The sequence below is a fragment of the Kamptonema formosum PCC 6407 genome, assembly GCF_000332155.1.
Lineage (GTDB): Bacteria > Cyanobacteriota > Cyanobacteriia > Cyanobacteriales > Microcoleaceae > Kamptonema > Kamptonema formosum.
Genome location: NZ_KB235904.1, coordinates 1,992,036 through 2,008,540 on the forward strand (window position 1 = coordinate 1,992,036; position 16,505 = coordinate 2,008,540).

The 16,505-nt window shown below is 39.5% G+C and carries 21 protein-coding genes; 8 read left to right on the forward strand and 13 right to left on the reverse strand.

The features are described 5' to 3' along the window. Positions 1 to 412: 412 nt before the first annotated feature. The 6 genes from OSCIL6407_RS0125635 to OSCIL6407_RS0125660 all read right to left on the reverse strand — a co-directional run bounded on the left by OSCIL6407_RS0125635 (position 413) and on the right by OSCIL6407_RS0125660 (position 6,058). Complete coding sequence (locus OSCIL6407_RS0125635; RefSeq protein ID WP_007358038.1) at positions 413 to 967, reverse strand: IS4 family transposase; 555 nt, start codon at positions 965 to 967, stop codon at positions 413 to 415. Between the two features lie 769 nt (positions 968 to 1,736). After that, positions 1,737 to 2,525 carry a class I SAM-dependent methyltransferase gene (locus OSCIL6407_RS0125640; RefSeq protein WP_007358040.1) on the reverse strand — a complete coding sequence of 263 codons (789 nt, stop codon included), beginning with the start codon at positions 2,523 to 2,525 and terminating at the stop codon, positions 1,737 to 1,739. Between the two features lie 186 nt (positions 2,526 to 2,711). Next, positions 2,712 to 3,302, reverse strand: a complete 591-nt coding sequence (locus OSCIL6407_RS0125645; protein WP_007358041.1) for a class I SAM-dependent methyltransferase — start codon at positions 3,300 to 3,302, stop codon at positions 2,712 to 2,714. A 332-nt stretch (positions 3,303 to 3,634) separates the two neighbouring features. After that, complete coding sequence (locus OSCIL6407_RS0125650) at positions 3,635 to 4,591, reverse strand: S1 RNA-binding domain-containing protein (protein WP_007358042.1); 957 nt, start codon at positions 4,589 to 4,591, stop codon at positions 3,635 to 3,637. A 63-nt stretch (positions 4,592 to 4,654) separates the two neighbouring features. Continuing rightward, positions 4,655 to 5,692, reverse strand: a complete 1,038-nt coding sequence (gene dcm, locus OSCIL6407_RS0125655) for a DNA (cytosine-5-)-methyltransferase (protein ID WP_007358043.1) — start codon at positions 5,690 to 5,692, stop codon at positions 4,655 to 4,657. Between the two features lie 33 nt (positions 5,693 to 5,725). Beyond that, complete coding sequence (locus OSCIL6407_RS0125660) at positions 5,726 to 6,058, reverse strand: hypothetical protein (protein WP_007358044.1); 333 nt, start codon at positions 6,056 to 6,058, stop codon at positions 5,726 to 5,728. A 268-nt stretch (positions 6,059 to 6,326) separates the two neighbouring features. Between OSCIL6407_RS0125660 and OSCIL6407_RS0125665 the strand changes: the two genes are divergently transcribed. Next, positions 6,327 to 6,710 carry a DUF4346 domain-containing protein gene (locus OSCIL6407_RS0125665; RefSeq protein ID WP_007358045.1) on the forward strand — a complete coding sequence of 128 codons (384 nt, stop codon included), beginning with the start codon at positions 6,327 to 6,329 and terminating at the stop codon, positions 6,708 to 6,710. Here the strand turns inward: OSCIL6407_RS0125665 and psb32 are convergent. After that, positions 6,707 to 7,429, reverse strand: coding sequence for a photosystem II repair protein Psb32 (gene psb32 / locus OSCIL6407_RS0125670; protein WP_026103863.1), 723 nt, complete (start codon positions 7,427 to 7,429; stop codon positions 6,707 to 6,709). The genes OSCIL6407_RS0125665 and psb32 overlap by 4 nt on opposite strands. A gap of 133 nt (positions 7,430 to 7,562) precedes the next feature. Here psb32 and OSCIL6407_RS0125675 point away from each other — a divergent pair, with 133 nt between their 5' ends. After that, on the forward strand, positions 7,563 to 7,793 hold the full coding sequence (locus tag OSCIL6407_RS0125675) for a hypothetical protein (protein WP_007358047.1): 231 nt from the start codon (positions 7,563 to 7,565) through the stop codon (positions 7,791 to 7,793). Between the two features lie 114 nt (positions 7,794 to 7,907). On the opposite strand, the gene OSCIL6407_RS0125680 is transcribed toward OSCIL6407_RS0125675, so the two are convergent. The 3 genes from OSCIL6407_RS0125680 to OSCIL6407_RS0125690 form a co-directional block, all read right to left on the reverse strand. After that, entirely contained in the window at positions 7,908 to 8,345 is a 438-nt protein-coding gene (locus tag OSCIL6407_RS0125680) for a hypothetical protein (protein ID WP_007358048.1), read from the reverse strand. Further along, on the reverse strand, positions 8,323 to 8,802 hold the full coding sequence (locus OSCIL6407_RS0125685) for a Panacea domain-containing protein (RefSeq protein WP_007358049.1): 480 nt from the start codon (positions 8,800 to 8,802) through the stop codon (positions 8,323 to 8,325). The genes OSCIL6407_RS0125680 and OSCIL6407_RS0125685 overlap by 23 nt, the downstream gene beginning before the upstream one ends. Positions 8,803 to 8,863: 61 nt before the next feature. Continuing rightward, a complete protein-coding gene (locus OSCIL6407_RS0125690; RefSeq protein WP_026103864.1) occupies positions 8,864 to 10,222 on the reverse strand; it encodes an NB-ARC domain-containing protein in 1,359 nt (452 codons plus the stop codon). Positions 10,223 to 10,523: 301 nt separating this feature from the next. Between OSCIL6407_RS0125690 and OSCIL6407_RS0125695 the strand changes: the two genes are divergently transcribed. Continuing rightward, entirely contained in the window at positions 10,524 to 11,084 is a 561-nt protein-coding gene (locus tag OSCIL6407_RS0125695; protein WP_007358052.1) for a hypothetical protein, read from the forward strand. Positions 11,085 to 11,178: 94 nt separating this feature from the next. Here OSCIL6407_RS0125695 and OSCIL6407_RS34895 read toward each other — a convergent pair whose 3' ends face one another. After that, on the reverse strand, positions 11,179 to 11,373 hold the full coding sequence (locus OSCIL6407_RS34895; protein WP_148288932.1) for a hypothetical protein: 195 nt from the start codon (positions 11,371 to 11,373) through the stop codon (positions 11,179 to 11,181). Between OSCIL6407_RS34895 and OSCIL6407_RS38415 the strand changes: the two genes are divergently transcribed. Beyond that, positions 11,356 to 11,532 carry a DUF6888 family protein gene (locus tag OSCIL6407_RS38415; protein WP_019487840.1) on the forward strand — a complete coding sequence of 59 codons (177 nt, stop codon included), beginning with the start codon at positions 11,356 to 11,358 and terminating at the stop codon, positions 11,530 to 11,532. The two genes, OSCIL6407_RS34895 and OSCIL6407_RS38415, sit on opposite strands and share 18 nt — an antisense overlap. Further along, positions 11,532 to 11,756, forward strand: a complete 225-nt coding sequence (locus OSCIL6407_RS0125705) for a DUF6887 family protein (RefSeq protein WP_007358053.1) — start codon at positions 11,532 to 11,534, stop codon at positions 11,754 to 11,756. Before OSCIL6407_RS38415 ends, OSCIL6407_RS0125705 begins: the two co-directional genes overlap by 1 nt. Before the next feature lie 173 nt (positions 11,757 to 11,929). Here the strand turns inward: OSCIL6407_RS0125705 and OSCIL6407_RS0125710 are convergent, their stop codons facing one another. After that, on the reverse strand, positions 11,930 to 12,259 hold the full coding sequence (locus OSCIL6407_RS0125710; RefSeq protein WP_007358054.1) for a HEPN domain-containing protein: 330 nt from the start codon (positions 12,257 to 12,259) through the stop codon (positions 11,930 to 11,932). A 96-nt stretch (positions 12,260 to 12,355) separates the two neighbouring features. Between OSCIL6407_RS0125710 and OSCIL6407_RS0125715 the strand changes: the two genes are divergently transcribed. Further along, positions 12,356 to 13,462, forward strand: coding sequence for an ISAs1 family transposase (locus tag OSCIL6407_RS0125715; RefSeq protein WP_026103822.1), 1,107 nt, complete (start codon positions 12,356 to 12,358; stop codon positions 13,460 to 13,462). 233 nt (positions 13,463 to 13,695) lie between these two features. Here the strand turns inward: OSCIL6407_RS0125715 and OSCIL6407_RS0125725 are convergent, their stop codons facing one another. Further along, complete coding sequence (locus tag OSCIL6407_RS0125725) at positions 13,696 to 14,016, reverse strand: nucleotidyltransferase domain-containing protein (protein WP_019487842.1); 321 nt, start codon at positions 14,014 to 14,016, stop codon at positions 13,696 to 13,698. A gap of 437 nt (positions 14,017 to 14,453) precedes the next feature. Between OSCIL6407_RS0125725 and OSCIL6407_RS38625 the strand changes: the two genes are divergently transcribed. Further along, positions 14,454 to 14,612 carry a hypothetical protein gene (locus tag OSCIL6407_RS38625; RefSeq protein WP_155523427.1) on the forward strand — a complete coding sequence of 53 codons (159 nt, stop codon included), beginning with the start codon at positions 14,454 to 14,456 and terminating at the stop codon, positions 14,610 to 14,612. Between the two features lie 190 nt (positions 14,613 to 14,802). Beyond that, positions 14,803 to 16,125 carry a hemolysin family protein gene (locus OSCIL6407_RS0125730; protein WP_026103865.1) on the forward strand — a complete coding sequence of 441 codons (1,323 nt, stop codon included), beginning with the start codon at positions 14,803 to 14,805 and terminating at the stop codon, positions 16,123 to 16,125. The last annotated feature ends 380 nt before the right edge of the window (positions 16,126 to 16,505 follow it).

Genomic DNA, 16,505 nt, shown 5'->3' on the forward strand with positions numbered 1-16,505 from the left:
AGGCAGCCGAATTGTTACACGCACTTCCTATCAAAAAAATGTTACCAACATTCTACCAGACCCACTTACAACAATAACTGACGCACGCTCAGTTTCTTCTACTGACAATTTTACTTAAGCTGTTACAATCAGAGAAACAAGTAAAACTCGATCAACTCGCAGGGGTATTTCCCTATCCAATTAAAGCCGAAAGTCGTCGTCGCAAGCTACAACGATTTCTCAACTTACCTCAACTAACGATCGCATTGATTTGGTTCCCTTTGAACGTCGCTTTTATCAACAGGGTATACAGGCTGCAACCCTTATTCATTCTAGCTTGTAGCCCTCTTTGTCACCCTCCCAGGGGAAAATGGCTACAATCTTCATAACATTTTATTTAGGCGTGTTATGCCTGAAGGGGAGACAAGAAAGACTAAAAAGCAGACTGGATAAGGCTTGTGACCCTTCGACCTCGCTGATAATATCGGCGTTTTTGAGGGGAAAGTGACACTAACTCCTCAACTTCTTTGGCAAAAATATCGAGAGAATCTAACCAATCTTGCCCGTGTAAACCCAGGTAAAAACGGCTATGTCTTCGATTTTGACGTTTGGCTTCTTTTGGTCTGCCTACATAATTAGCTACCCCTTTACCTTGCAAATTATCGCCCGCTAAAGTTGCTTGGGTATAGGCAAATGTTATTAAAAGAAGTAGAGATAATAGTCGTTTTCCTTCAAGTTGAGTTGCCTCCAAATTGTAACCACCTTTTTTAAAGTCTCTAAACATTTCTTCAATTCCCATTCGCTTCTTATAAGCAGAAACTACTTGAGACAAGCTGTTCATATTGGTTAATAAAAACCAAGGTTCTTTAGTTTTCTTGCCATGATAAGTTTTTTTCCATTTTGCTACAATATTAAAGTCTCCAAATCCTTTGCTTTTTGTTACCTTAACACCCTCAAAGTAGAGAGATATTCCTGGTTTTAATCCCAAATCTTTTAACGTCTTCCATTCTCCTTTTTCTTGGAAATATTCATGCTTTTACTTTCAAAGATAAGAACCTTTGGAGTCTTTTTCTACGGCTGTCATATTTTATGGTTAAAGGTAATCTATTTGCTAGACTTTCTAAGCGCACCCATTTATGAATTTGAAGAAGATTTATCAAGATGCTAAACATTAATAATTCGGAGGGACTTAGATATAATGCTAGATAAGTTTGGTATAATGGGAGCATATTTTTCATTTCTTAATAAGATAGGTCTTGTTGACAATGCTGACCTATCTTTTTTTATTTTACACGGTTGTGTACCTTGTCAGTTAAGGCTTTCAGTCCTCATTGTCCCCCCTTCAGCCATTTTCCCCCTAATAATACCAACTCCTCCAAACTGAAAAACAAAAGTATAAAAATCTTTACCTCCTCAAAATTCTAAATTTCTGCGATCGCCTTGAAAGTAATTCACTCAGCTTTTGCTGTTTCTTGGAGTAAAAAAATTAAAGTTCCCGCTTAATTTGTTTTATAGTAATGGCTAAAGCCATTACTATGGAATTATAGCAACCGCCAAGGCGATTAGGATTATAGGGGCGAAGCATTATTTGAGATTTTCCATCCTACGCAAAGAAACCGGGTTTCTCTGAAAAATCCAAGCTTTCCAACGAGATATCTAGGAAGAAACCCGGTTTCTGGCCTCGGCTACTCCCCAAATTAGACTCAAATACAGACTTTTTAACCATTCCTGAAGACAAACAAAAATTCCTTATTCATTTAAGCCGGAGGCGCTATAGTTGCTTGAATTTCTAACCATTGTTTGTCACTTTCAATTAAACCATTCTGATTGGAAGGATTGCGTTCCATATAAATAGTTACTAAATCCTCAAGAAAAACCTCGTAAATTTCTTGAGGTATCCTAGAAGTTAAAGAAAGCCACTCTTTTTCAATATGTTGCTTTATTTCTATTTTGCTGTTATGCTTTAACGGTAGGGGAAAAACCTCTACTCTATTCGTACAAAATCCTACAGTTTGTAACATTTTTTTATAGTCAGCAGGCGAATAAAACTGATAATGAAAATTTTTTAATTCTTTCCACTTACTATGCAGGAGTAATTCTTGCAAAATAAAATGAAAGGAATTTTTAGAGCCTTCACCTATAAAAGTTAGTAAAATTTTCCCTTTAGGCTTGATAATTTCTTTAAACCTTGTCAGTACGGAGATATGTTCGGGGATATAATGAAGAGCTTCAAAAGAAACAATCACGTCAAATGATTTTTCAAATTCAAGGCTTCTCGCATCGCCTAATTGAAATTCTACATTCGGGTGATTTTCTCGATTAAACTTACTTTTAGCAAATTCTATAATTTCTGGAAAACAATCAAGACCAATAACATAACCTTGGGGCAAATATTTGGAAATTTCTACAGTTAGTCTCCCGTCTCCACATCCTACGTCTAGGATTTTTTCGTCACCTCGCAATTGGAGTTGTGATATTAAATCTTTTATCCGAAAATGAAAGGAATAAGGATTATTGTAGTAAGATTCTATAGAAGATGAATACATAGCTAAAAAATATCTATTCCCAATTTTTTGCTTACTTTCAATAATTTACACTATATCATGCCTAGTCGTCAAGCGGATATTGGCGCACTCATAAACCGACGCTCGCGGTCAGCCGCGTATGCGATGCAGGCTTTTAAATCTTCCCGTGTTAGATCGGGAAAGTAAATTTAGGTAATTCTACGGCTGTTATATTTCTTTTGATGCGATCGCCTGCACAACTGCTCCAATCCCAGTATGATAAATGCCTTCTATTATATCACGCTCAAGCTCAATTATATGCTGAAACTTTAAGCCAGCTAACTCAAGGCTTAAAGTTTCTTTAGATTGCATCACATCTACTGAATTTCCCCCGCCAGTACCATGCTTCAACTGATCGGGTGTATAAGCCTCAATCAGAAAAACACCGTTTGGCTTTAACCCGGCTACAACTTTTTTATGAAGTTGTTTTCTGACTGAAGAAGGCAATGGACAAAATATAGATACAATTCCATCCCATTGATTTTCGCCTAAATCATAATCTGCTAGATCGGCCTGAATAAACTCAATAACAACCCCATTATCTTCTGCCAACTTTCTAGCCTTATTCAAACCCACTAGAGATGCATCTACAGCAGTTACAGAGTAACCTTGTTTCGCCAGGAAAACAGCATTCCGCCCTTCTCCTTCAGCCAAGCTTAGAACTTTACCTTTGGGAATACTGCTGAAGTTCGCTTCCAAAAAATTGTTCGGGCTTGTGCCATATACGTACTCTTCTGCACTGTATCTTTCATCCCACATCTGTTTTCTCCAATTGTTGATATTGGCACATTTAATGCTAAAGAAATATAACTATATTATACAGAAATTTTCGGTATAATACCCCATAAATCAAATTTTATGGAGTACATCAAAATTTGAGCCTTTCAGGACTTACGCACCCAACCAAAGAAACCGGGTTTTTTGACGACAATACTTCGTTTTGATCCACAGATTCTCTCAAAAACCCGGTTTCTGGGACGACCTGTGTAAGTCCTACCTTTGCCTGATGCAGTCTCAAATTGTCTGGAGGCCTTAAAAAGCGATCGCACCCTTATCAAAGCGCGATCGCATTTCTCCTCATCTCAACTCTTTCAGACAGAATCCTTCTGCCTTTCTTGCATCTGCTGGCGATATTTAGCCGCCATTTCCTCAGCTTTTTCATAAACCAACTGAGGATTTTTTAACATATCGCCCGGTTCGGGTTCTAGTTGCTTAGTTGAAACTGAGATTCGACCCCTCACAGTATCCACATCCAGAATCATTACCTTCACTTCGTCATTAACTTTGAAAACGCTATCAGACGCATCAAAGGGAACGTGGGAAATTTCAGAAATGTGTAGCAAAGCCGGAACATCTCCGATATTGACCCATGCGCCGTAGGGCTTAAGTCCACGTATCTTACCGACAACAACATCGCCCACTTTCAGCTTTTTGATCATGGGTTCAAGCAAAGCACTGCGGTGACTTAGTGACAGGCGATCGCACTCTTCATCCACTTCCAAAAACTTGAGAGGAAGTTCTTCTCCTATCAAATCTTCTTTAGGTTTGTCGGTACAGATATGAGAACTGGGAATGAAGCCACGCAACCCTTCAATCTTTACCGATGCTCCGCCAGGATTCATAGCATAAACTGTGGCGTAAACTGTGACATTTTCTGCTTGCATTTGCCGCACTCGTTCCCAAGCTATGCGACGCTCAAGTTCTCGGATGGACAAGGAAAGTCTGGGATTATTTTCTGGGTCGCTATAGTCACGCACAACCGAAAATTGACGGGTTTCATTTAGCTGCAAAACCTGCTCTGGGGATTCCACTTCAACTATTGACATCTCCCGCAGCGGAATATAAGCAGCTATTTCAGAACCGAGGTCAATCAAAGCGCCTTCGGGTTCCAGCTTACACACAGTCCCGATTACAATTTCACCGAGACTGAAGCTATTTGATTTAGAGTTCACAAGACTATCGGGCTTAACAAGCGCCCGTTGCTGATATTTTTTGCTGATGATGCCGGCATCTAATATCAAATTAGCATGATTATTTCTATCCGTCAAGTTTTTGCTGTAATATAATTTATATTGAGAATAATTCCGCTATCTTGAGAGTCAATAAATCATCTAACTATTGAAAAAAACAAGCTGTCTATACTCTTCAGTTTTTATAAGCGTTCCATTTTGCTCATTTGACAACAAGTTTTGGTTTAATATTTCCTTAGCAATAGCTTCCACCACAGGCACGCAAACCGAGTTACCAATCTGCTTATAACTTTCCCCAACACTTGGATAAATTTTAAAATCTTCAGGAAAACCCATTACCCGATAACATTCCTTAAGCGTCATCTTTCTCACTATCTCTTTCTCAGGAAAATAGATAAAAAATCTACCAGAAGTTTCTTGCGATGGTATAGTTGGATGCACTCCATCTACCGAATAAATCCGATTAGGTTGCCGATGAACTCTCGATAAATGTTCAGTATTTGGCCTCACGCCAGTTTTCCAAGTTCCCTTATTTCTGTAACCCACAAATAACAACCCCGATATTTGCTTTTTTGGACTGTCAATTAAAGTGTATTTCGATCTATCCAAGATTTCAAAATCACCCTCTACATCTAGAAAATCTCGAAGTTTGGGCGGAAATTTAGTCTTCAACTTAGAAAATTTAAACTCTTTACCCTTAGTCCCGATAATAAATATCCTTTCTCGATGTTGCGGAAGTCCAAAGTTTTTAGCATTCAGAATTTTATAGTCCACATTGTATCCCAAATCTCGCAGACTAGCAAGAATTACCTTTAAAGTATTGCCGCGATCGTGATGGATTAAGTGTTTAACATTTTCGAGAACAACAACTTTAGGCTGCTTAACTTTGATAATTTGACAAATATCAAAAAACAAAGTACCTCTAGTATCTTCAAATCCTAGCTTTTTGCCACAAATACTAAAAGGTTGACAAGGAAATCCGGCTACTAAAACATCAAAATCTTCTATCTCATGGGGATTGACATCTTTAATATCACCAAAAGGAACCTCATTAAAATTATTGCTGTAAACTTCTCGGCAGTGTTTATCTACTTCACAGGAGAAAACGCATTCAAAACCTGCATTTTCAAAACCTTGTCTAAAACCTCCAATCCCCGCAAATAAATCTATAAATTTCATTTCAGCATTAAGACAAACTATTTCGCAATCTAATTATAACCGAACCTGTGCTTTTTGGATGACTTCTATAAATTCAGGAGTCAAACTTAAATTAATGGTTCCCGATTCAGTTTCTTCTAGGGAAACTGATAAGGTCTTTTTCATTATTACCCGCAAAATTTGATTAACTAATTTGGAATTATTAAACACTTCTGCTACATCGGGATCGAGCGTAATACTAATCGGAACATCTGCTAATCTATTAATATGATTTTGGGCAAATTCTCGATAATTTTCTACTGTTTCACTCAGCTTGGCAACACTATGCCATTCCTGGTTGTCTACACTATCTAACAACTTTTTTTCTTCTGGTTCTAAAGAATCCATGTTTTTAGTCTCCTAAATGTTTCTTGGTCATTTTTCGACTCGGAATAAGGGTTTTGAGGAAAATATGGGTATTATTTTCTACAAATGGCACTAGATAGAGCGATCGCCTACCTCTTTGAAGATACAAGGCGCGGATTTGCCTAGATAAATGAATCAAACAGAGATGATATCATTAATCTCCCAAACAAGCCCCATAACGAGATAAAATAGAAATAGTGAAAAAAATACAGCTATTGTTCAGCAATACGATCGCTCCCTGTCTTCAACTATGAGTTTAACCTTGGAAAATCTGACGGCAATTGATGACAACCTTTCCAAACGCCACATCGACCTCGACCCAGGCGGCTACTTCATCATCTATCTCAACTGTGAAGCTGGCTTAATTTGTGCCAAACATTTTACGAATATTATCGACGATCGCGGCCTCGCTGTCGATCCAGAAACAGGCAAACCCATCCCTGCACGCGGTAAGGTGGAACGTAATGAGGCCACCATTTTTACTGGTAGAACTGCTAAGGAACTTTGCGTTAAAATCTTTGAAGAAACCCGCCCCAGTCCGGTGACACAATTAGATCACGCAGCTTATCTAGGGCGGGAGTTTGTACGGGCAGAAATGGCTTTATTAAATGGTAAAGAGTATATTCAAGATTAGTTAAAACCTTGATACCAGAAGTATGTCACCATGGGAATTACTGTTGCCAGTACCAACAGTACAACTACAATGAGAGTGGCATTACCAGTATCAGTTTCTTCTGCTCTTTTGAATGTGCCTTCAACTTGAACGTTATCAACAACTTCAGGAGGGCCGGGATCGGGTTTGCCAGAGATTACTGCTGCAATGCGATCGCCTGCTGCTAAAAATGCCTCGTTGTATTTGTTACCTTGTCGTAGCGGTACTTGCACGGTTTCGTCAGCTACACTTTTAGCAATGTCATCGCTGAGGAGGGATTTAACACCTTCCCCTGTACGAATTGCCGTGTTATTGGTGACTGTATCGAGGACAAGTACAATTTGATTAGCTTGTGCTTCTGGGGTGGGAAACCATTTTTGAAACAGTTTCTCGGCGAAACTAGCGGCGGTTTCGCCGTAGTCGAAGCGGTGGATGGTAACGAATCTGACTTCCTTGCCAGTCTCCTTTTCGAGATTATCGAGGACGCTACTGATATTACCTTCGCTGATCCGGCTGAGGATTTCGCCTTTGTCGATCACCCAAGTGCGATCGCCTGGTGATAGATTGGGAATTTCGTAAACGCCAGTCGCCTGTGCGGGTAATGCTAGCATCTGAGTAGCAATAACAAAGAGTGCGATCGCTAGCATCAGCCGCTGGACGTATTTCTTGCAGTTGAAGACTTCGTGGAGGAGTTTTATCATTTGGTTGACCATTAAACTTACTTTTCCCCAAAAATACTATACAAACCGCCGTAAAATTCATCTTTAGAGAGGGCGATCTTTAAAATCAGCCCCGCAAGCAAACCGCAAGCGAAATTTTTTTCAGATTGCAACTATGGAACCGGCAGAAACGTACAAAGGTTGGATTATTCAATCCCAGAAAGTATTTTACGTCGAGACTTGGGATGCCAACGGCAACCACCACGTCGCCGTCCAAAATGCCAAAACTGAGGAGGAGGCGTTGGAACTTGCTAAAAAATGGATTGATCGATATGAGTCAAAACCTGCAAGAACGCCAATGGATGAACCCCGACCTTTTGGGGACATGATTGATATGCCGTTTTGAATCTCTTAGAGGGAAATTTTGCGCGATCGCTTTGACTCAGCGGGGGAGTGCGATCGCGTTTTTATGTAACGCAATTGTCTCAGGGGTAAAAAATTGTCTAAAATTATGATAATTTTAACTGTAAAGATTGTGGTCTGGATCTAGCCAGACAATATAAAAAATATTTTCACTAAAAAATCCATGTACCCTGCCGTATTCATTAGCAGATATTTGAAACTGGTAAGGCGTATTTACAAGCTGATCTTCATTAGGAAGACCAAAACCATTAGGTTCAGTTGTATCTTGCCAAACTATTCCATGACAGCGCAGACTTTTACTCTGATTATTAATAATTTCTTGTGCTTTCAATTGTGATAAATCGCGCAGCCTTTTCAACAGAGATGCTAGATATTTAGCATCTCTACCCCTAATTGAAAATTTATCTTTATCATCCTGATAATACAGGAAGGAAAAACTAATTCCTTCCGGTATTTTTACATCTTTGCGCTTGATGCTAGATAAGGAGGGCTGGCCACGTAGCTCTGCTTTTTTAGGTTTGTTCTTCGATGACACGGGTTTTGTAGTAGTCTCTCATTAATTCCTTCGTAATAATAGCATGACAAGGTTGATCTCTTGGCAAGTCGCCTCTCGCTTTAATCCAAGGATCTTCACGGCGTACCATCAATTCTAACTCATAAGCATCGAGAAAGAAATACTCGTCAGATAAGTCGTCTAAAAACTTTTGTACTTCCTCTGGAAACTCTGGTTTTTCGACTTCTTTCAGAATTGGCTTAAACCCAAATTGTTCTTTGTATTCGTAAAATAAAGCCGGGATAGTCGGCCCATGTACCCAAGCTTGAAAATCCTCATCAAAAAGGGGTGTATCTTCAAAGGCTAGATACCACGCTTGGGCATAATACAATAGTTTTTGTAGCTTTTGGTTGCTGAGGTAGGAGCCTACATCATTCGCGAACCAGATGTAGTAATCAGCGAGTTTGGAGAGTGTTGTCACTGGAGCTATGGTAGTCATAGAGCTAGACTAAATAAGTTTGATAATCTTAATGATAGCACAGAGCGATTTTAGATTTGAGTTACAATCCTTTGATATACTGCCTTAGTATAGGTGAAAGAGTATAAAGGTTTTCTGGTTTTTCAATGAAGCAACGCCGCGATAGAGATTGCACTGCATTTATTAAATCTGACGGTGAAATCATACTATTTTCTAGCAATTTTGCCAGGTTAACAGGCTCGTTTTCCCTAGCCAACAAGAACATAACTTGTTTTTCTATCTCCGATAATCGATTAAACTGTTGCTGTAAAACATCTTTCAAATCTTCGGGCAATAATGTGGTATGATTTTGTAATAACTCATTAGCGTCGTATCCTAATTCTACAATCATATTAGCCACACTTTTTAACCATAAGGGATTGCCTTGATAGTGGTTAATTAGTATATCCCAGTAGTCTTGTGGTTCTAAACCTTCTTCTTTAAAAATTTCCCTTGCGGTTGTAGTGTCTAAACCTGTGAGAGTGAGAGTATATATGGGGGTATTTTTATTTTTAATTTGAGCAATTTCTCGCGGTGCTTCCCAACCAATGAGTAGCAGGCAACTGTGATGGGATAAGTCTTTAATTTGTTTAAAAAAGCCGCGATATTCTTCATATCCCGGTTTATACTGACCTGCAAGTTGTCCGCTACTGAAAAGGTGATGGATGTCATCTAAAATTATCAAACACCGATCCTTTTGTAGATATTTGATGAGAGGTAATGGTTTGAGATTAGTTGCTGGTGAGTTTATGTCTGTTGGTTGAGATGAAAATTCGATGAGGTTAGTTTGAAGTTCGAGTAGAGTTGGGGATGTTTCTAAGCTTCGCCAAATTACATATTGAAATTCATTTTTAATCTGTTGTACGAGTTGTGTTACTAGGGCGGTTTTGCCGATACCGCTGATGCCGTTGATGGTAATAAGTTGAATTTTTTCTGTTAAAATTGATGTTTTTAGGGTGTGGAGTTCGGAAGTGCGATCGTAGAATGCACCTAATCTCGGCATCTCACTTAAATCATGATGTAAAGTTGGGGTTTGTTGTGGGTTAGATGTTTGTTGATTTGGTGAGTATGAGTTTTCTCTTGTGTCTCCACAGATAGTAACGCTACCAATTTGAGCGTAATCTTGTGCAAAATGTGAAAATTTGATTTGCAACCTTTCTATTGTTGCTCGAAAATTTGATTTCTTGACTTTTTGTCCTAATTCCTCTGAAAATATCTGCCATAACTTTGAGCCAACATCCCTGACATAACTCTCATCACAGTGCTTTTCCTTGGCAATTTGGGTGTATGTTTCATCTTGTAGAGTTCCTCGCAGAATTGCCTCTTGTAAGTCGTCTAGGTGCTGACCCGTCTTGGCAAATACCATCTCGTCAGCCATTTTTAACACTTCCTTAAGATTCATGGAGTATTGTGGATGTCTTGATTTTTCGTATTATACCCAACATTTTCCAACATTTTCTGGCATTTACCAACATTTTTCGCGCGGGGGAGTTGGATTAGCAGATCAAATTGCCAACAAAATTAAGCATTTTTGAGTGGGTAAACTTTTGATTTATAAGGAATCATGGAAGCAGTAAGCTGTTTGGCATTTAAACCGCATTTTTTGGGAGATGGAACCTTTGGCTGGCATAGATGGCTCTGTAAATTTAAATGGTGAACAGCTTATCAAGTTATCTCTGGTTATTTGCTAACAAAGGTATTTTATGCTTAACAAAATGGCAGTGATGAGTTTGGCAACAGTAATGATCGGGTTTGCGGTGTCTCCTGTCTATGCTGATGGTGTATTTTCAACCTCAAATTTGAGGATTGGTAATATCAATCTTTCTCTGAGTAATTCTGGTAAAGTTCTTACTAAAACAGACGGAGCTACAGGAAAATGGTTAGGTCAGCAAAACTTTGTTGAGTTCTATGGCATGATGTGGGAACCTCAAAGCAGTGTTCTCTTTGTGGCGGGCAAACTAGAGGGAAGTAATCAACCTGTCCTTGTCAAAATTAAATCTACTGGTGGAGGTGGACAGAATATGTTTGCCTTAGCGCCAGATGGAAGCTCAGTCTCTGGGTATAACTACCGTCTAGGATCACAGTTGATGAGAGTCAAAAACATGAGTTACAATGGCACGCTAGCAATTGATAACGGTTCAGGAATTATCTACAGGATAAAGGGCGTGGGCGGCACTGGAAATAATATGTTTGCACTTGCTAATAATACAGCCTGTCAGACATTGCCAAACTATCGTTACTTCATCGGTTGCAGCTACTATTAATGATTGCCTAGTTTAATCCCTGATTGTATTGGACGGACGAGTGATGTCCTAGTCTGATCGCTGGTAGGTTGGGTTTCCTTTCCTCAACCCAACCTCATTTTCCCCTCACAATCTTATCCATTTCCACCATTTTATGCAATGATTTGATGAAGTGCGATCGCCTCACCCAACAAATAGCGATCGCCACCAAAAGAAAGACCAATAATGCGATAATCAAGCGATCGAGATCGGCAGGTGCTATAATAATTGGCGTGTCGAGTGAGTGGTTTGAATGCCTACTAATGCTCAACTAAGAGGTTTATATCGTCTTAGCTATTGGCTAACGTATATTATGCTTCAGCCCATACACCTTGTCTGCATTGATGATCGAACAAGCAACCTGTATGTTTTAGCGGGAAATACTGAAAACCTTGAATTCCAAATTACTCCAAATGGGGAGGTGTTCTGATGAGGCAAGTTAACTATGCTGCCATGTCTGATGAGGAATTAAGACAATATTTTCTCAGACATCGTGAAGACAAAGCGGCTCTTCGAGCCTATTTGGATAGGCTCAGTTACCGCCCGCGTCATATTATTACCACCGTAGACGATCCCGACTTTGATGCTAAAATCCAAGCAGCAGTTCTGCGCCAAATACAAGCAGTCGATAGTAACGGTGAAGCGGCGGTGTAAATCTATCAATATTCTAACGCCCTTTATGAGTGAAGAAGAATGAGGAAGACGATAATGCGATCGCACCTCTTCTAGGTTGGGTTCCCTTGCGTCAACCCAACCTCATTTTCCCCTCACAATCTTATCCATTTCCACCATTATAATGCAATGATTGGAAGGAGTGCGATCGCTTTTTATGGATTCAAACTCAAACTTAACCTAATTTCTTGCCGGACTTCTTTACAAAACTTTAATGCTTCACGCGCTGTATCTTTATCAGCAGAAGCCCCTGGATAGCGATAAGCAACTGCAAAAACTGTTAATGCTAAAAGTTTCTGGCGAAAAGTATCATAAGTAGGCTCCACAGGTAAAAGTAAATCCAATAAAACTGTTAAATTATGAGTTTTACTGAAAGCAATTCCCGATTCTTGCAAACGCGCTTTCAGATATTTCTCAATACACTGTTGAGCGTGAAAACAGGCCGCATCATAGTTAGGAGATTTCCTGGCTCGTAGCTCCCGCAAAGCCAGGGCGGTTTCATTCTCCGGTGCGATCGCGAAAAGTAAAAGCGATCGCGCTATCTGATAAGATTTTTAGCGATCGCTCTTCATATAATAGATATGGATACTCTAATCTCTTTTTTGAAAAAAGTCAATGACCCACGCCAAACCAGCGGGAAAAGACATCCCTTATGGCTAATATTACTATTGGTTATTATGGGATTCATGTTGGGTTATTTGGGATATAGAGATTTCGGAACCTTTGCTAAATGCAACCAAAAACTGATCGTTAAAACTTTTAATCTCACTATTGATAGAGTCCCATCTTATTCTACTATTAGACGAGTAATGATGTTGGTCAATACCTCAGATTTAATCGACGCATTTAATCAATGGGCTAGTCAGCTAACTACCTCAATAGACTTGACTGATTGGGTATCAATTGATGGTAAATGTCTCAGAAGTACCTGCCAAAATCCCCAGAATAGCACTCACGATTTTGTCTCAATTGTGTCCTTATTCAGTCAGAATACTGGTTTGGTTGTCAGAGTCCAAAAATTTGAAAACAAAAAAAGTTCTGAAATCAGACAGGCGCAAGAGCTAGTCAAGGGTTATCCCGATCGAGGGAACATATTTACATTGGATGCTTTGCACTGTCAAAAAGAGACAACTACTTTGATTACTGAGTCTAAAAATGATTATATTATCGCTCTTAAAGGCAATCAAAAAAACTTGTTTAAACAGGTTGTGAATATTATCGAAAATCAACCACCTAAAAGTCAAGCAGAATCAGTAGATATTAGTCATGGTCGTCACCTGGTTAGAAAGGTATCTGTCTTTGATATTCCTCCCCAGAAGCTCAAGGATTTTGAGAGATTAAAATGGGGTAATATTACCAGTTTAATTAAAGTGGAAAGAAGTGGCGCTCGTGGTAAAAAAGATTATGAACATCTTACTTATTACATTAGCAGCTTATCGGCATCAGCCGAAATATTTGCGTCAAAAATCCGAGGTCATTGGCTGATTGAAAATCAGTTACATTGGGTAAAAGATGTAGTTTTTAAGGAAGATATATGGCCGAGACATAACTACATAGCAGTCACTAATTTATCGCTCCTATCAACCGTCGCTCTTAATCTTTACCGATTTTTAGGCTTTTCATCATTAACTTGCGGTCAAAGATGGCTAAACTACAAGCTAGAAAAACTGATAATTTCACTCAATTAAAAAGGTAGATTAGCTCAATTATTCAATAATAATTACCCAGCTAAACTTTTCAAACCCATGTACAGCAATAAATTTGATTTATTCAACTATCAATAAAATTGATAGTTGAATTTTTAGTGTTCGCGGATGACTTGAATATTTTCATTCAGAATTTTAGCTCTGCTAAAATTCGAGAATGAAACCGCCCTGCCCGCAAAGCTGTAGTAAAATCACCCTCAGCTTTATCAATCCATTCAACTGTTAGCGGATTCATAAATCACCTTTCCTTTTTCCATGATTTCTCGCAGAAAAAAATCATTCCAGGCGAGGCGTTGTTCTACCTCTACAGGAGTTCGCACTAATAAATCTATGGCAAACTTCGGTTGAACTTTATTTAAAATTTCCCAACTTTTCCGAAAATTGCTTCCATCGTATGGTAAAATTACTAACAAATCAACATCAGAGTCATCTTGAGGATTTCCATAAGCATAGGAGCCAAATAAAATGATTTTATTTGGCTTGAATTCACTAGCAATAGTCCGAATGACTTGCATAATTTTTTCCATTTCTATCATATCAATCAACACTCCTTAGTTGCTTCAAATCTTTTAGAAAAGCCTGACGGTATTCAACTTCCAAAATAATTACTCCTCATCTTTGCTGGTCAGATATTCAATATTTAGCATTGTTTCCGTAGAGCGATCGCCTAGTAAGACATACTTACCGCTATTGGTTCAATTTTTGAAACTGCTACAGCAATAACTGTAAACGCCTTAGCTTCTTCATTCAATACCTCTAAAACGTAGCCATCTTCCTGTCCCGACGTTCGGGGCAATAATCTACTATAATTGCTGGAGTTCCTTTGAGCAAATTGTATTCAGCCATATCCTCTTTCAAACTCACTTCCGAAAACATTTCAAATTGCAGAATACGCCTCCTCAAAATAAATAGCGATCGCACCTCCTATAACTACTCACCAGTGCAATACTTTCAGCGGTAAGCGATCGCACTTTTGATTCACTTCGCCAACCTCCCCATCGCGATCGCTCCTACAGGCGAGAATAACAGCACGGTTTGGCTATATGCGCTGCCACCGAAAAAAAACTTTACAATTTTGGATGATAACAACACCGTTCATTTTAGAAGGCTGCGAAGAGAGCAACTGAACTAATGATACATTTCTGTTCAACAGAAGGTGCTACCTTCTCTATATCTAGAGAACTTTGATTAACAAAGACTCCTCTGGGAGCATGGAAAGGGTGAAATGCCGTCAATTTGACCGGTTAAGCTATATCTCTAACCAAATTTCCCCGACTATAACCGTCCCACGCGCCTCGACCATAACATAGATAATTTGACAAATGTCCTCAACTATCGACATTCTGATTGTTCTGCTACTGATCGCCCTCAATGGACTGTTCGTGATGTCAGAGATGGCCATCGTCTCGGTACGGAAGGTGCGACTGCAACAGATGGCTAATTCTGGCTCGAAGAAGGCCCGCGTGGCGCTGGATCTGGCTAATGCCCCAAATCAGTTCTTGCCGACTGTTCAAATTGGGATCACCCTACTGGCGATCGTTTCCGGTGCTTTTGGTGAAACCACTTTCTCTAAGAGAGTAGAGCCGATTTTCCATCAGATCCCCTTCCTTGCACCCTACAGTCAGCCGATCGCTACATTGATCTCAATTTTGCTGATCACCTATCTAACTCTGATTATTGGCGAATTAGTGCCAAAGCGACTAGCTTTGAACAACCCAGAACCGATCGCCGCATTAGTTGCCATTCCCATGCGGATGCTTTCAAAAATTGGCTCCCCTGCTGTTAGCTTATTAAGCTACTCAACTGATTTGGTACTAAGGCTGTTAGGGATTACACCCTCTACAGAACCACAAGTTACCGAAGAAGAGATCAAGGTTTTAATCGAGCAAGGTACTGAAGCAGGAACCTTTGAAGAAGCAGAACAAGATATGGTTCAGAGAGTATTTCGTTTAGGCGATCGCAGAGTCAGCGCCCTCATGACCCCCAGACCAGATATTGTTTGGCTAGATTTAGAGGACTCAGCAGAAGAAAACCGTCAAAAAATGCTCGATAGTGCTCATTCCCGCTTTCCAGTTTGTCAAGGTGGCCTTGATAATGTGATTGGTGTAATTCACGTTACTGATTTATTATCCCGCAGTTTAGCCGGTCAAGCTCTTGACTTAACAGCACAATTGAGGCGACCCCTATTTGTACCCGAAAGTACGCGCGGGTTAAAAGTTTTAGAACTTTTCAAGCAGTTTACAAATCACATTGCCTTAGTGGTTGATGAATACGGTGTGATTCAAGGATTGGTCACGCTCAATGATATTTTAGTTGAACTTGTTGGCGATATTCCCTCTGTGGAAAATGAAGATGAACCCCAAGCTGTACAACGAGAAGATGGTTCTTGGCTATTGGATGGAATGTTACCTGTAGAAGAGTTTTTTGAGCTTTTTGACCTTGAGGAATTGTCCTCAGATCAGAGAGGGAATTATCATACAATGGGCGGTTTTGTGATTACAAATTTAGGGCGCATCCCCACTGCGGCGGAGCATTTTGAATGGAATGGATTACGGCTTGAAGTTGTAGATATGGACGGCAACCGAGTTGACAAAGTGCTAGTAATGCCCGTTCCTTTAATATCAAATGAGCCGCTAACTGAATAACTTTTTGTAATTGTTAGTTGTTAGTTGTTAGTTGTTAGTTGTTAGTTGTTAGTTGTTAGTTGTTAGTTGTTAGTTGTTAGTTGTTAGTTGTTAGTTGTTAGTTGGTAATTGGTAATTGGTAATTGGTAATTGGTAATTGGTAATTGGTAATTGGTAATTCGTAATTGGTAATTGGTAATGGCTAATGGCTAATGGCTAATGGCTGTCCCATCTCCCCCCGCTCCCCCATCTCCCCCATCTCCCCCCTCTCCCCAGGGCGGTTTCATTCTCGAATTTTAGCAGAGCTAAAAATTCTGAATGAAAATATTCAAGTCATCCGCGAACACTAAAAAATTCAACTATCAATTTTATTGATAGTTGAATAAATCAAATTTATTGCT